Annotated in this window: 15 protein-coding genes; 9 read left to right on the forward strand and 6 right to left on the reverse strand. The window is 64.4% G+C overall.

The window, feature by feature from the left end; translation table 11 throughout:
- Positions 1–189 precede the first annotated feature (189 nt).
- Entirely contained in the window at positions 190–507 is a 318-nt protein-coding gene (locus ACVWY6_RS09485; RefSeq protein ID WP_235189498.1) for a winged helix-turn-helix transcriptional regulator, read from the reverse strand.
- A 172-nt stretch (positions 508–679) separates the two neighbouring features.
- Here ACVWY6_RS09485 and ACVWY6_RS09490 point away from each other — a divergent pair, with 172 nt between their 5' ends.
- Positions 680–1,555, forward strand: coding sequence for an NAD-dependent epimerase/dehydratase family protein (locus ACVWY6_RS09490; RefSeq protein WP_457537609.1), 876 nt, complete (start codon positions 680–682; stop codon positions 1,553–1,555).
- On the opposite strand, the gene ACVWY6_RS09495 is transcribed toward ACVWY6_RS09490, so the two are convergent.
- From ACVWY6_RS09495 to ACVWY6_RS09510, 4 genes are all read right to left on the reverse strand, one after another.
- The gene (locus ACVWY6_RS09495; RefSeq protein ID WP_116917283.1) at positions 1,552–2,166 is read right to left on the reverse strand and encodes an FABP family protein; all 615 of its coding nucleotides are present in this window, start codon (positions 2,164–2,166) and stop codon (positions 1,552–1,554) included. The two genes, ACVWY6_RS09490 and ACVWY6_RS09495, sit on opposite strands and share 4 nt — an antisense overlap.
- 295 nt (positions 2,167–2,461) lie before the next feature.
- Positions 2,462–2,767: a DUF1416 domain-containing protein gene (locus ACVWY6_RS09500; protein ID WP_023957291.1), complete on the reverse strand. Its 306-nt coding sequence runs from the start codon at positions 2,765–2,767 to the stop codon at positions 2,462–2,464.
- 2 nt (positions 2,768–2,769) lie between these two features.
- Entirely contained in the window at positions 2,770–3,609 is an 840-nt protein-coding gene (locus ACVWY6_RS09505) for a sulfurtransferase (protein WP_023957290.1), read from the reverse strand.
- 280 nt (positions 3,610–3,889) lie between these two features.
- Complete coding sequence (locus ACVWY6_RS09510; protein ID WP_457537612.1) at positions 3,890–4,726, reverse strand: LmeA family phospholipid-binding protein; 837 nt, start codon at positions 4,724–4,726, stop codon at positions 3,890–3,892.
- A 177-nt stretch (positions 4,727–4,903) separates the two neighbouring features.
- On the opposite strand from ACVWY6_RS09510, the gene ACVWY6_RS09515 reads away from it, so the two are divergent.
- The 8 genes from ACVWY6_RS09515 (at position 4,904) to ACVWY6_RS09550 (ending at position 12,978) form a co-directional block, all read left to right on the forward strand.
- Complete coding sequence (locus ACVWY6_RS09515; protein ID WP_023957288.1) at positions 4,904–5,689, forward strand: winged helix-turn-helix transcriptional regulator; 786 nt, start codon at positions 4,904–4,906, stop codon at positions 5,687–5,689.
- Positions 5,679–6,545 (forward strand): mycothiol synthase, encoded by an 867-nt coding sequence (gene mshD, locus ACVWY6_RS09520; RefSeq protein WP_457537614.1) that lies wholly within the window; start codon positions 5,679–5,681, stop codon positions 6,543–6,545. The genes ACVWY6_RS09515 and mshD overlap by 11 nt, the downstream gene beginning before the upstream one ends.
- A gap of 212 nt (positions 6,546–6,757) precedes the next feature.
- Positions 6,758–7,864 carry a phosphate ABC transporter substrate-binding protein PstS gene (gene pstS / locus ACVWY6_RS09525; protein ID WP_457537615.1) on the forward strand — a complete coding sequence of 369 codons (1,107 nt, stop codon included), beginning with the start codon at positions 6,758–6,760 and terminating at the stop codon, positions 7,862–7,864.
- Positions 7,865–7,897: 33 nt separating this feature from the next.
- A complete protein-coding gene (pstC, locus tag ACVWY6_RS09530; protein ID WP_023957283.1) occupies positions 7,898–8,929 on the forward strand; it encodes a phosphate ABC transporter permease subunit PstC in 1,032 nt (343 codons plus the stop codon).
- On the forward strand, positions 8,926–9,840 hold the full coding sequence (gene pstA, locus ACVWY6_RS09535; protein ID WP_023957281.1) for a phosphate ABC transporter permease PstA: 915 nt from the start codon (positions 8,926–8,928) through the stop codon (positions 9,838–9,840). Before pstC ends, pstA begins: the two co-directional genes overlap by 4 nt.
- A 9-nt stretch (positions 9,841–9,849) precedes the next feature.
- The gene (gene pstB / locus ACVWY6_RS09540) at positions 9,850–10,626 is read left to right on the forward strand and encodes a phosphate ABC transporter ATP-binding protein PstB (RefSeq protein ID WP_023957280.1); all 777 of its coding nucleotides are present in this window, start codon (positions 9,850–9,852) and stop codon (positions 10,624–10,626) included.
- 71 nt (positions 10,627–10,697) lie between these two features.
- Complete coding sequence (locus ACVWY6_RS09545) at positions 10,698–12,116, forward strand: FHA domain-containing protein (protein ID WP_457537617.1); 1,419 nt, start codon at positions 10,698–10,700, stop codon at positions 12,114–12,116.
- Entirely contained in the window at positions 12,106–12,978 is an 873-nt protein-coding gene (locus ACVWY6_RS09550; RefSeq protein ID WP_457537619.1) for a serine/threonine-protein kinase, read from the forward strand. Before ACVWY6_RS09545 ends, ACVWY6_RS09550 begins: the two co-directional genes overlap by 11 nt.
- Positions 12,979–12,984: 6 nt before the next feature.
- Here the strand turns inward: ACVWY6_RS09550 and phoU are convergent, their stop codons facing one another.
- The gene (phoU, locus tag ACVWY6_RS09555; RefSeq protein WP_030173901.1) at positions 12,985–13,644 is read right to left on the reverse strand and encodes a phosphate signaling complex protein PhoU; all 660 of its coding nucleotides are present in this window, start codon (positions 13,642–13,644) and stop codon (positions 12,985–12,987) included.
- Between the last annotated feature and the right edge of the window lie 5 nt (positions 13,645–13,649).

Consider the following 13,649-nt stretch of genomic DNA (forward strand, 5'->3'; position numbering starts at 1 on the left):
TCAGCTAACGGCCGTTTCGGTGGATTGGCCCGATCGGGATCGCACATCGGTTGCGTCCCAGCGGTCGTCAGCTGAATCCACAATGGTCACCGGACCCCCGCACCTCGGCCTTGTCCAGGCCGAGAAAGCCCGCTGAGAAGTGGGTGGTGCGGGGGTCTATCCATTTCCCCGGCGCTTCTTGTCGGAGGTTCAGGCGGTTTGCTTCGAATCGGCAGCCGAGCGCGCCTCGATGATCCGATGGCAGTTGGTCTCGGACCACTCGCGGATCGCGTCGACGGGACCCATCAGAGACAGGCCGAGGTCGGTCAGCTGGTATTCCACCCGCGGCGGGATCTCCGCATAGACCGTGCGGGTCACGAGGCCGTCACGCTCGAGGGCGCGGAGCGTCTGGGTGAGCACCTTGGGTGTCACCACACCGATCATGTCCCGCAAAACCGTGAAGCGAACCGGCCCCGGTCGCAGCCCCATCAGCACGAGCAGAGTCCACCGGTCACCGAGTCGTTCCACGACGGTTCGGCTCGGGCAGTTCGGCTTGAGTACATCGGGCGGGGGTGAGGTGCGCGCGGTCTTGTCGCCCTCTTGCTGGATGCTTTCCACGGGGTAAGTTAAGCACGTTGAAGTCATAAGTTTCCAGCAGATACCGTCCTGCTCACAGTCATAAACTGATGAAAGGACGACCATGAACATCGCCTTGACCGGAGCGACCGGCTATATCGGGGGCGCTGTCCTCGACACGCTCATCGAGGGTGGCACGACGGTGACTTCTGTGGTGCGATCGGAGGCAGCCGCTGACACCGCGCGGGGCAAAGGTGCCGAGCCCGTCGTGATGGACCTGACCGACGGGGGAGCGTTGCGCCGTATGTTGGCCCAGGCGGATGGAGCCGTTCACGTGGCGAGCCCGGGTGATGCGACCAGTGCCGACGTCGACTCCGCTGTCGTCGACGCCGTGATCGAGGAGTTCTCGGGAACAGCCAAACCGTATGTCCACACCAGCGGTATCTGGCTGTGGGGGTCGCACCCCGACATCACCGAGGACTCACTGTTGGATCCGCCGGCGATCGTGGCCTGGCGGGTGGAGCGGGAAGACCGTCTTCTCGACTCGTCCGTCGCCGCGACGGTCATTGCCCCCGGCGTCGTCCATGGTGAGGGTGGTGGCATCGCCAACCTGCTCGTCGATGCGCCGGCCGCCGCTGGAACAGATGGTCTGAGCCTGATCGGTGATGGCACGCAACACTGGGGTCTGGTGCACGTGCGCGACCTTGCCGCGCTCTATGTGCTTGCGTTACAGACCAATCCGGGTGGCCGAGTGATCGGTGTGAGTCACACGGCCACAGTTGGTGACCTGGCTGCTGCGGCGCACCCACATGCTCGACTTGTCGCGGCAACGGTCGACGAGACCCGGGCACGGCTCGGTGGGGACTTCGCCGATGCCCTGTTGCTCGATCAGCGGGTGGGCTCGGGCCTGCGCGCGAGAGATCTCGGCTGGCGTCCTCAGCGTGCGTCGCTGTCGGATGAGCTGGCGAACGGCTATCGGGCGGCGAACGTCGGCATCTAGCCGGCGTAGCGGCGCAGTTTGGCCGATGCGCGGGGAACGAGGTCGCCGTCCGCGTCGACCCGTTCCTCGACGTAGGCGAGATCGCCGTCCTCGACGAGGCCGTACAGACGTTTGGCGCCTCCGGCACGAGGGCCCGACGCAGCTTTGATCACGACGTCGGTGGCCAATTCCCACGATGTCTGATTGAGCGGCTTGCCGTAGAACAGTTCCACCCAGCCCTCGGCATGGGTGAGGAGGAGTTCGATGACGTCGTCTTCGCCGATTCGCCAGAACCCGGCCTCGCGCTCGCCAGGCCCAACGTAGTTGGCGTCCGCGTCGATGACCCAGGTGCGGGATTGCCAGACGAGGTAGTTGCCGCCGTCGTGGCTGATGATGACCTGCTGGCCGAAGTGGTGGTCACCGTTCTCGGGGTCGTAGCCTTCCCCTTCGCCGCGCCACACACCGACCATGGGTAGCAGCGCCAGCAGCCCGGGATGCAGGTCAGGGCCCTGACGCAGGTTGGCCGTGTCGTCCGGCAGCGGCAGATCGGGCAGCGACGGGACGTTACGCGCTGCGGTTTCCTGCGCGCGGATCGCCGCCTGGTTGATCGCTTCGTCGCCCGAACGGGTCACGATTCGTCAGTGACCAGCCGGTAGAGGACATACAGGCCAAACCAGGAAATCAGGATGGTTGCCAGCACCAGCAACGCTTCGAAGAATATGACCACCAGAGCATTCTAGCTCGCGCTGATGGGCGGGTGCGTGTGGGGATTCCCTCAATCTGGCCGCGTGCGTGAGTGCACGCAGATCGGTCAGTACGGTCACATCCGGCCCCGGTCGCGCGAGTTGTGTGCACGGAGGCACACGGCAGTCAAAAACAAGCCCGGCCCGCCTCGAGAGGCGGGCCGGGCTCGTCGGATCCGACCTTCTACTTGCTGACGGTCACGTTCTGCTCGTGCACGCCGGGGCCCTCCGGGCTCACGGTGGCATCACCGTTGCCGATGGACGAGAGCGCACGCAACGACCACGTGCCGGGAGCGGCGAAGAACCGGAAGTCACCGGTACCGCTGGCGACCACCTCTGCGGTGAACTCGCCGGTGTTGTCGAGGAGGCGGACGAACGCGCCGGCAACGGGGTTGCCGTCGGTGTCGACGACCTGACCTGTCAACACTGTTTCTTTTTCGGTATCGACACCGGCGGGCATCTTCTGTCCCTGTTTAGGCGCAGCACACATGATTACTTGCTCTCTCCCAGTTCGATCGGGGCGCCGACGAGTGAGCCGTATTCGACCCAGCTGCCGTCGTAGTTCTTGACGTTCTTCTTGCCGAGGAGCTGATCGAGCACGAACCAGGTGTGGCTCGAGCGCTCACCGATGCGGCAGTAGGCGATGGTCTCTTTGCTGTCGTCGAAACCCTTTTCGGCGTACAGCTTTTCGAGGTCATCGTCCGCCTTGAAGGTGCCGTCCTCGTTGGCGGTGGTGCTCCACGGGATGTTGATCGCGCCCGGGACATGGCCACGCTGCTGGGCCTGCTCCTGCGGCAGGTGAGCGGGAGCGAGGATCTTGCCCGAGAACTCGTCGGGGCTGCGCACGTCGACCAGGTTCTTGCTGCCGATGGCGTTGATGACCTCGTCGCGGAATGCGCGGATGCTCGTGTCCGGCGCGGATGCGGTGTACGTGGTGGCCGGGCGGGTCACCTCGTCGGTCGACAGCGGACGGCCGTCGAGCTCCCACTTCTTGCGGCCGCCGTCGATGAGCTTGACGTCCTTGTGGCCGTAGAGCTTGAAGTACCAGTAGGCGTAGGCAGCGAACCAGTTGTTGTTGCCGCCGTAGAGAACAACGGTGTCGTCGTTGGAGACGCCCTTGGCCGACAACAACTCCGAGAACTGCTCCTGGTTCAGGAAGTCGCGGCGAACGCCGTCCTGCAGGTCTTTGCGCCAGTCGAGGCGGATGGCGCCTTCGATGTGTCCGCCTTCGTAAGCGGTGGTGTCTTCGTCGACCTCGATGAAGACGGTCTTGTCTGCTTTCAGGTTCTGCTCAGCCCAGTCGGCGCTGACCAGGACGTCGGAGCGAGCCATGGTTTTCCTTTCGTGGTGGATGCGGCATCGAGAAGCGATCCGCAGTAGATACAACTGTGGTGGTGCTCAGAGGATGAAGCTTGGGGGTGGTGCTGGGGGCGTGGTGAATCGCTGGAGCGAAGAACGCGAACCAGGGGCACGCCGGACGTGCGGGACGCGGAAGATCTCGGAACGGCCCGCCGGTTACCGGCTCAGACAGCAACAATTGGCGATACGACAGAAGTCGATCGCCCGACGGCGGGTGAGCATCAACTCACAGCCCAGTTGCATGGCCGACAGCTTACCGCAGCGTGCGACCACTCCGAGATGGCCCTTGCCAGAAGTCCCGGGCGGTTGCGACCAACGGCGCGGGCTCGGCCTCGAGCACCACATCGCTGCCCTGTGAGGCCGCCTTCACCGCCGGCATCGACCACGGAAGTGGCAGTACCGGAAGCGTCTTGGTGAACTGGGCGAGCACCATCGGCTCGGCCCCGGACGGAACGTCGGACTCCACGTGCTCGGCGGGACCGGAGTAGAGGTTGCGGGCCTCGATGTGAAGAGCACCTCCACGTACGGACAGATCAACCGCGACGCTCACCTTTTCGCGGCGTTGCGCGGAACTGTGACCGGAATTACGCGGATCGCTCACATTGACCGTCCCGGTCAAGATGACGCCGGTGCTGGTCGAGAGGATCCCGTCGCCCGGACCACCACCGCCGGCCTTGTCTTCGGGCGCCGGCGTGGTGACGGTGAGGTCGACGATGCCGAGGAACCGGCCGAGGTTGACCGAGTCGATCTTGAGGGACGCGGTGGCCTTGTCCGCAGTCAGTTCGGTGTTCTGTTCGATGACCCATTCGCCGTCCGCTCGGCGCACGTCGGACAGCTTCGACCGCAGGTCGCCCCGGCGCCCCTCGCCCAGGTCAGCGCCCCGCGCAGTGATACCGATCTGGTCGTACGAGTCGCCGGCGGCCTGGTCGACGAAGGGAAAACCGGAGATGGTGATCTCGGGGTCGAACTCGAGGACGGAAGCCTCCCGCAACGCGACGGAATAGCGGTACTCTGCGTAGGCCGCGGATGCGAAATCGGCGATCGTGGCGACCAAGAGGGTGATGAGCACACCGACTGCCAGCTTGCGCAACGATTCCCCTCTGTAATGGACTCAGTCCATCCGGCGACGCGGCCGGCGACCGCCGGTGGAGACTCCCGCTGGGGACTTGTTAACGGGTAACGACCGATATGACGCTATTCTGTCATCTATCTCGCACACGTTGGTAAGGCAGCGTACATATACGAATAATCGAGATCGGAGTGGTTTGTGGATCTCTTGTTACTGACAGCCGATCCCACCCCTGAGTCTGTATTGCCGTCGTTGTCACTGCTGGCTCATACCGTTCGAGTGGCGCCCACCGAGGTGTCCTCATTGATGGAAGCCGGAAACGCAGATGTAGCCATCGTTGATGCGCGTTCTGACCTTGCCGCCGCGCGCGGCCTGTGCCGACTGCTGGGGAGTACGGGTTCATCGGTCCCTGTCGTCGCGGTGCTGACCGAGGGCGGCCTGGTGGCCGTCAACTCCGAATGGGGCCTCGACGACTTCCTGCTGCCCGACACCGGTCCGGCCGAACTCGATGCGCGCCTGCGCCTTCTGGTCGTGCGCACCCGAGGCGTCACCGCCGAGGAGGCCAGTGGAAAGGTCACCCTCGGTGACCTGGTGATCGACGAGGGCACCTACACGGCACGGCTACGTGGGCGCCCGCTCGACCTGACCTACAAGGAGTTCGAACTCCTGAAGTACCTCGCGCAGAACGCCGGTCGCGTCTTCACCCGAGCTCAGCTGCTTCAAGAGGTGTGGGGATACGACTTCTTCGGCGGCACCCGCACGGTCGACGTGCACGTCCGGCGTCTGCGCGCCAAACTCGGCAGCGAGTACGAGTCGTTGATCGGTACCGTCCGAAACGTGGGCTACAAGGCGGTGCGTCCCAGCCGGGGCGGTCGCGGTGGCGGCGAGACCTCCACCGACAACGGAGATCTCGACGATCTGGGTGGATCGGACGAGGTCGAGTTCCCGGACCCGGAACTGAGTTCGAGCGCCAATGGTGGCTGACGTCGGGCCTGTCCGCGACCTCTTGACTGCCGCCTCCCGCGCTGACGGTGTCGCGCCGTTGGGCGAGCAGGCGGTGGCCGTCATCGGCCGCGAGGGTGTCAAGGAGTTCACCGTCTCATCCGGCGACACCGTCGTCGGGTATGCGAACGTCACCCCTGCCCGAGAGGGCGAACCGGCGATGATCGAGCTGGCGGTGCACCCCGAACACCGCCGCCGCGGTCACGGGAAACGGCTACTGACAACAACTCTCGAGCACGTGCCCGACAACCGTCGGGTGTGGGCGCATGGAAATCTGCCCGCCGCGCAGGCGCTCGCGGCTTCACTGGGACTCACTGCCCGGCGCGAGCTGCTGCAGTTGCGACGGCCTCTGGCCGGGGCCGAACTCCCGTCGCTCACCGTGCCCGACGACCTTGTTCTGCGAACGTACGCGGGGCCCTCGGACGACGCGGAGATCTTGAGGGTCAACAACGTGGCCTTCGAGTGGCATCCGGAGCAGGGCGGTTGGAGCACCGACGAGATCACCGCGCGTACGGGCGCCGACTGGTTTGACCCCGCGGGGTTGTTCCTCGTGTTCGATGCGTCCGATCCTCACACCCTGCTGGGCTTCCACTGGACAAAGGTGCACCCTGCCGAGGGTGACACCCCCGCACTGGGGGAGGTGTACATCGTCGGCGTCGACGCCACCGCCCAGGGACGAGGTCTGGGACGATTGCTCACCCTGGCCGGCCTGCACCATCTCCAGCAGCGTGGCCTCGCGGAGGTCGAACTCTACGTCGAGGGCGACAACAAGGCTGCGCTCAACACCTACGCCAAACTGGGGTTCACCCAGTTCGCGATCGACGTCGCATACGGCTGAGTGCCGACCTGGGCGTCGGCCCGGGGCAATGTCCGATTCGTCACCATGGCTGTTCACCTCTCGTTCACCTCTCCAGGGGTATCGCTTCATTCTCGCTCTGTAGCTTCCAAACCGCAGCAGGACGCGATGCGCTACGGCGTCGTGGCTGCCTGTGAATCATTGCGACCTGTGTCGAGCAGACTGCCGATGCACGAATCGAAGGACTTCTTCAGGTGAACTTGAAAAACAGTGGAGCAATCCTGGGCGTGTTTGCTGCCTCAACGCTGCTGATCTCGGCGTGTGGAAACTCCGCGTCAGACTCCGACACGGCCAAGAAGGTCGAAGGCGTCACATGTGAAGGCCAGGCGAATCTGAAGGCCAGTGGATCGAGTGCGCAGGCCAACGCCATGACCCTGTTCGCCAACTCCTACGCCACCACGTGCGAGGGCAAGACCATCGACTACAACTCCAACGGCTCCGGCGCCGGCGTCAAAGAGTTCACCGGCGGCCTCACCAACTTCGGTGGCAGCGACTCGCCGCTGAAGGAAGACGAAGTAACCGCCGCGGCGACCACCTGCGGGTCCGAGGCATGGAACCTTCCCCTGGTCTTCGGCCCCATCGCCGTCACCTACAACCTCGACGGCGTCGACGCGGTCAACCTGTCGGGCCCCACCCTCGGCAAGATCTTCAACGGCACCATCAAGAAGTGGAACGATCCGGCAATCGCCGCCGAGAACTCCGGCGTGTCCCTGCCCGGCCAGGACATCATCGTGATCTTCCGCTCGGATGAGTCCGGCACCACCGACAACTTCCAGAAGTACCTGGAAGCCGCATCGGATGGCACCTGGACCCAGGGTGCGGGCAAGTCGTTCGCCGGCGGTGTCGGTGAGGGCGCGAAGGGCAACGAGGGCACCTCGGCCGCCATCAAGAACTCGCCCGGATCGATCACCTACAACGAGTGGTCCTACGCCACCAACCAGGGCCTGAGCATCGCCAACATCATCACCTCGGCCGGTCCTGAGGCCGTGCCCCTCTCGGTCGAGACCGTGGGCAAGACCATCGACGGTGCAACGCTGAAGAACCCGGGCTCGAACAACCTGGTCCTCGACACCTCGAGCTTCTACAAGCCGTCCGTCGCAGGTGCCTACCCGATCGTGCTGGCCACCTACGAAATCGTCTGCAGCAACTACTCGGACGATGCCACCGGCCAGGCCGTGAAGTCGTTCCTCAAGGTCGCTGCGAGCACCGACGTGCAGAGCTCACTCGAGGCCGAGGGATACATCCCGATCCCCGAGGGCTTCAGCACTCAACTGAACACAGCCATCGATTCCATTCAGTGACTGATCTCTCTCATAAGTTAGGGCAGGAAAGCGATGACGGTGCATGACGCGGTCGGGCAATCTGACAAAGTAGGCGCGGTGAGCCCAAGTGCATCAGCTCCCGAGCCTTCGGACAGTCAATCGGATCTGAAGTCGAACTCCCGACAAAATCGGAGTCGGTTCTACGATCAGGCGTTCAAGGTGCTGGCTTTGACAGCCGGTGGCTTCGTCTGCCTGGTGATCCTGTTGATCGCACTGAACCTACTCTTCGAGGCCATCCCCTCATTGAGAGTGGACAACGTCAACTTCTTGACGAGTTCGGTGTGGGACACCACCAACGCCCTGAACCTCCGGTTCGGAATCCTCGACCTGCTCAAGGTCACGGTTCTGAGCTCGGTGTTCGCCCTGGCGTTGGCGGTGCCCATCGCCATCGGTATCGCGACATTCCTTGTGTCGTATGCACCGGCGCGGTTGTCCCGACCGCTCGGCGCCGTCGTCGACCTGCTTGCCGCAGTGCCGTCGATCATCTTCGGCCTGTGGGGCATGGCGGTTCTCGGACCCAAGCTCCAGCCGGTCGCCGACTTCCTCAACAGCAACCTCGGATGGTTCTTCCTCTTCGCCGACGGCAACGTCTCGAGTGGAACGATCTTCACCGCGGGAATCGTGCTGGCGATCATGATCCTTCCGATCATCACGTCGATCTCGCGTGAGGTGCTGCAGCAGACACCTGTCCTACACAAGGAAGCGGCCCTGGCACTGGGCGCGACGAAGTGGGAGATGCTGCGGATGACCTCATTCCCCTACGCACGTAGTGGAATGATCGCGGCGTCGATGCTCGCGCTCGGTCGCGCACTCGGTGAGACGGTTGCCGTCCTCATCATCCTGCGGGCCGCGACATCGACGTCCGGGTTCAGCCTCTTCGATGGTGGATACACATTCGCCTCCAAGATCGCCTCTGGCGCAGGCGAGTTCAACCAGCCCCTGCCGACCGGCGCGTACATCGCCGCAGGTTTGGTGCTGTTCTTGCTGACCTTCGTGGTCAATGCCATCGCCCGGGTTCTCTCCGGCGGAAAGGTAAACGGATGAGCACCTCAACCATCGATGGCAGCAGCCCGGTCAAGGCCGGCAGTCTGTACAAGCCGGTCTCGCCGGCCCGGCGCCTCAAGAACCAGTCGGCCACAATCGTTTTCACCCTGTGCTTCTTGATCGCGATGATTCCCCTGGTGATGGTGCTCTTCACCGTCATCAGCAAGGGTTTCGAAGCGATCATCAAGCCGGAGTGGTGGTCGGGCGACCAGTTCCTGATCGGGCCGACGAGCTTCTCCGGCGGTGTCGGACACGCGATCCTGGGCACGATCCTCACGGCATTGATCGCCGCCGTGATCGCCGTCCCGATCGGCATCATGGCCGCGATCATGTTGGTGGAGTATCCGAACAGCAAGCTGGTCAAGCCCACCTCGTTCATGGTGGACATCCTCGCCGGCGTCCCGTCGATCGTCGCGGCGCTGTTCATCTTCACCGTGTGGGTGACCACGTTCGGTCTGCCGCAGAGCGGCTTCGCGGTCAGCCTGGCACTTGTGCTGCTGATGCTCCCGGTGGTTGTTCGCTCCACCGAGGAGATGCTCAAGCTCGTCCCCGACGAGTTGCGTGAGGCCTCGTACGCGCTGGGCATCAGCAAGTCCAAGACCATCGTGAAAATTGTTGTCCCGACGGCGATGTCGGGAATCATCTCCGGAGTGTTCCTCGCCACCGCGCGAATCATGGGTGAGACTGCCCCGGTGCTGATCCTGGTGGGGTACACCGCTTCGGTGAACTACGACCCGTTCCAGAACAACATGACGTCGCTGCCGTTGTTCATCTACAACCAGTTGGCAAACCCCAATCCCGCCGGGGAATACCGCGTCTGGGGTGCAGCGCTGACCCTGGTCATCGTGATCGCGCTGGCGAATGCACTCGCGGCGCTGGCTTCTAAACTGCTCGCGCCGAAGACGAAATGAGATAAGGCAATGGCAAAAAGACTCGACCTCAAAGATCTGAACATCTACTACAGCGCCTTTCACGCCGTCAAGGACGTGAGCCTGGAAGTGCCGCCCCGCTGCGTCACGGCGTTCATCGGCCCTTCCGGCTGCGGTAAGTCCACCGTGCTGCGCACGCTCAACCGCATGCACGAGGTGACCCCCGGTGCTCGTGTCGAGGGCAAGGTCCTGCTCGACGGCGACGACATCTACGGCAAGGGCATCGACCCGGTGTCGGTCCGCTCCACGATCGGCATGGTGTTCCAGCGCCCCAACCCGTTCCCGACGATGTCGATCAAGGACAACGTGGTAGCCGGGCTGCGACTGCAGGGTGTGCGCGACAAGAAGGTGCTCGACGAGACCGCCGAGCGCAGCCTGCGCGGAGCGAACCTCTGGGAAGAGGTCAAGGACCGGCTGAACAAGCCCGGCGGTGGCCTCTCCGGTGGTCAGCAGCAGCGTCTGTGCATCGCGCGTGCGATCGCGGTGTCGCCTGACGTGCTCCTGATGGACGAGCCGTGTTCGGCACTCGACCCCATCTCGACGCTCGCGATCGAGGACCTGATCACCGAACTCAAGAAGGACTACACGGTGGTGATCGTGACGCACAACATGCAGCAGGCTGCCCGCGTCAGCGACCAGACCGCGTTCTTCAACCTGGCGGCCGTCGGCCAGCCCGGACAGCTGGTCGAGCTCAGTGACACCGAGACGATGTTCTCCAACCCGACGCAGAAGGCGACGGAAGACTACATCTCCGGCCGTTTCGGCTGATCCTCGCAGGTACCCGAAGAAAACGGCCCCATGTTTCCGCATGGGGCCGTTTCCTTGTCAGAATGGTCCCCGTGACGGCAAAACATCCGGTGAGTGTGCTGCCTGGCCGTGGCATCGTGCTCCGCCGCGGACCGTCGCTCCTGCTCATCGACGCCGACCCGATCCGGAGCAGCGCAACGCTGACAGATCTGGCGCATCTCGCCACCGAACCGCTTGAACAGGCCGGCCGCGTCGACGGGTCGCGGCTTCGGTCGCTGACCAAGTGGTTGCTGGCCAACGAGGACAGCAGCCCGGACTTCGCGGTGGTCTCCACCGACCGGCACGGGGGTCTGGAGGTCTTCGTCTACGGTGCCGCGAGTGCGAGGGTCTACGTCACCGAGTTCGCCACCCCGGAGGTCATCAGGGGAGCAGACGCCGGTTTCCTGGTACAGCGCAGCTATCCGAGCAGTGTGTTCGCGGTGGCCCTGACCATCGACGAGGACGATCCGCTGGGCGGTGGACCGATCGGGTCGGGCGGTCTGGCCCCGTCGGAGATCTTCTCTCTCGAAAAAGGTGCGGCACCTGGTGCCGGCGTGGTGTTGTGGCCATCGGCCTCGCCTTCCACCGACAGTTCGGTATATGCCGTACCGGCAGCGACGCCGATGCCGTCTACTGCCCACGAGCCCACGGGTGTCCCGGTGGTGGTGAGTCCCGAACTCGTCGACACCGCGATGGCGGTAACCGAAACGCCTTTGCTGCCACCGGCACTCTCGGTGAGGCTGGACGACTTCGACAACCACTCCGCCGCCGGGCGGGCACCGTTGCCGATCGTCGGTGGCCGGCGCAGAGCTGCCTCGGTTCGGCGGGGCATCGCCGAGCCGACACTGGTCCCGCCGCGTGACGTTGTCGGACCGGCCGATGCCGCACTGGCATCTGCGCCGACCGATGTCGCGAATCGTCCTGTGCGCCCATCTGATCCGAAGGTATCGGCGCGCGAACAGCAGGTGCAGATCCAGGGGCTGCTGTGCCAGAACGGTCACATCAACGATCCGCGGTCGCCGGTCTGTACCCGGTGCGGTATTCGGATCAACCGGATGACGGGGGCGATGGTGCAGGGTCCGCGACCGCCGCTGGGGCTACTCGTCATCGACGACGGCACCACCTATGTGGTGGCCGGCGATCTGATGATCGGACGTGACCCCGAGCCGATGGTCGCAGCCAGGGGTGGTGTCGCTAGTGCGGGCATCGGACCACTGGACCCCATTCGCATCAACGACACCTCGGGGTCGATGTCGCGCGCGCATTGTGAACTGCGACTGGTGGATTGGGATGTCCGGGTGGTGGATGCCGGCTCGGTGAACGGGACGCATGTCCGGTTGCCGCGCGCGCCTGGCTGGATCACGTTGCGCCGCGGCCAGGAAGCGGTGTTGTATCCGGGATCCGAACTGCGAGTGGGAAGTCGCTCGTTGCTGTTCGAGGCGCCGCACGGGAGGATCAGCGATGTTCGTTGACCCGATATCGGGAACCGACGCACGTCGGCTGCCCCCGGCGATCGCCGATTACCGGACAGTCCGGGCGCTCGGTGCGGGCAGCCACGGTACGTGTTATCTGGCGGTGCCCCCGGCCAGGCTGCAGCTGGATGTCGAACACGTTGCGCTGAAGGTCTTTTCGAACCCCTGCGGTGAGGACGCCTTCCATCGCGGTGTGCGCGAACTCCGCAGCTTCGCCGCCGTACGGTCCCCACACCTGGTGCATCTGTACGAAGCGGCACTGGGTGACCTGTTCATGTACGCGATGGACTACTTCCCGGGTGGGTCGATGGCTGCCCCATCGATGCCGCTGCAGCGTGACCAGGCGCTCGCCGTGCTCGAGTGCGCGGCCAGGGGGGCGCACGACATGCACGAGGCCGGGTTGGTCCACTCCGACATCAAACCGGCGAATGTGTTGATCGCTGGAGGTGATCGCGCTGGTACCACGGCGTCGCCGGCCGGGGTGTTGTCCGATCTCGGTCTGGCCCGGGTGATCACCGCGGCGACCGCGGTCAGCGGCACCGGGTCGTCCGCGTCCCTCGAGTACGCCGACCCCGACACTCTTGTCGGCCAAACACCTTCGCGGGCAACGGATATCTGGGCTCTGGGAGCGACGATCCACCGCACGCTGACCGGTGAAGGCCTCTACGGTGAACTGCCCGACATGCAGCCGCTGGTGGCGATCAGGACGGTCCAGTCCACCAAACCCAGGATCAGTCCGACACTTTCACCGGCTGAACGCGACCTGGTGTCGGAATGCCTTGCTCCGCACAGCGATCGGTTCAGGACGGCTGCAGAACTGGCCGACCGGATCTCCGAGGTGCGACGCACCGCACCCCGGTAGGAGCCGCTAGACCTCGGTGAACTGCTCCGGGGTCTGCCCCGTCGCCTGGAACACCACGCGACGTCCGATCAGCACAGCGTGGTCGGAGAAGCGCTCGTAGTACCGGCCGAGCAACGTGACGTCCACTGCGGCAGCGACGCCGTGACGCCACTCGCGGTCCATCAGCACCGTGAACAGGTGGCGGTGGAGGTCGTCCATCGCGTCGTCGTCGTCCTGCAGCTTCAGCGCGTCCTCGGGGTTCTGGCTGGTGAGGACCTCACGCGCGTTGGTCGCCATGGTGATGGCGAGCCGGCCCATTTCGGCGAAGTAGCCGTTGACCTCTTCGGGCAGCGCTTTGGCGGGGTGGCGACGGCGAGCGACCTTGGCGACGTGCAGCGCAAGCGCACCCATGCGGTCGATGTCGGCGACGATCTGGAATCCACTCACGATCGAACGCAGATCGCCGGCGACCGGCGCCTGCAACGCGAGGAGGGCGAACGCCCGTTCTTCGGCTTGCGTCGACAGCTGGGTCAATTGCTCGTGGTCACTGATCACCGACTCGGCGACCGCGAGATCGGCTTGGAGCAGGGCTTGGGTGGATCGCTCCATCGCAATCCCGGCCAACGCACACATTTGTCCCAGAACTCCGTTGAGTTCGGCCATCTGCTCAATGTAGGCACTACGCATGAGCC

The sequence above is a fragment of the Williamsia sp. R60 genome (assembly GCF_054063855.1).

Bases quoted from the DNA above. Each gene is read 5' to 3' on its own strand.
- ACVWY6_RS09490 (WP_457537609.1), top strand. From the start codon at position 680: ATGAACATCGCCTTGACCGGAGCGACCGGCTATATCGGGGGCGCTGTC.
- ACVWY6_RS09500 (WP_023957291.1), bottom strand. From the start codon at position 2,767: ATGTGTGCTGCGCCTAAACAGGGACAGAAGATGCCCGCCGGTGTCGAT.
- ACVWY6_RS09505 (WP_023957290.1), bottom strand. From the start codon at position 3,609: ATGGCTCGCTCCGACGTCCTGGTCAGCGCCGACTGGGCTGAGCAGAAC.
- mshD (WP_457537614.1), top strand. From the start codon at position 5,679: ATGGTGGCTGACGTCGGGCCTGTCCGCGACCTCTTGACTGCCGCCTCC.
- pstC (WP_023957283.1), top strand. From the start codon at position 7,898: ATGACGGTGCATGACGCGGTCGGGCAATCTGACAAAGTAGGCGCGGTG.
- pstA (WP_023957281.1), top strand. From the start codon at position 8,926: ATGAGCACCTCAACCATCGATGGCAGCAGCCCGGTCAAGGCCGGCAGT.
- pstB (WP_023957280.1), top strand. From the start codon at position 9,850: ATGGCAAAAAGACTCGACCTCAAAGATCTGAACATCTACTACAGCGCC.
- ACVWY6_RS09550 (WP_457537619.1), top strand. From the start codon at position 12,106: ATGTTCGTTGACCCGATATCGGGAACCGACGCACGTCGGCTGCCCCCG.
- phoU (WP_030173901.1), bottom strand. From the start codon at position 13,644: ATGCGTAGTGCCTACATTGAGCAGATGGCCGAACTCAACGGAGTTCTG.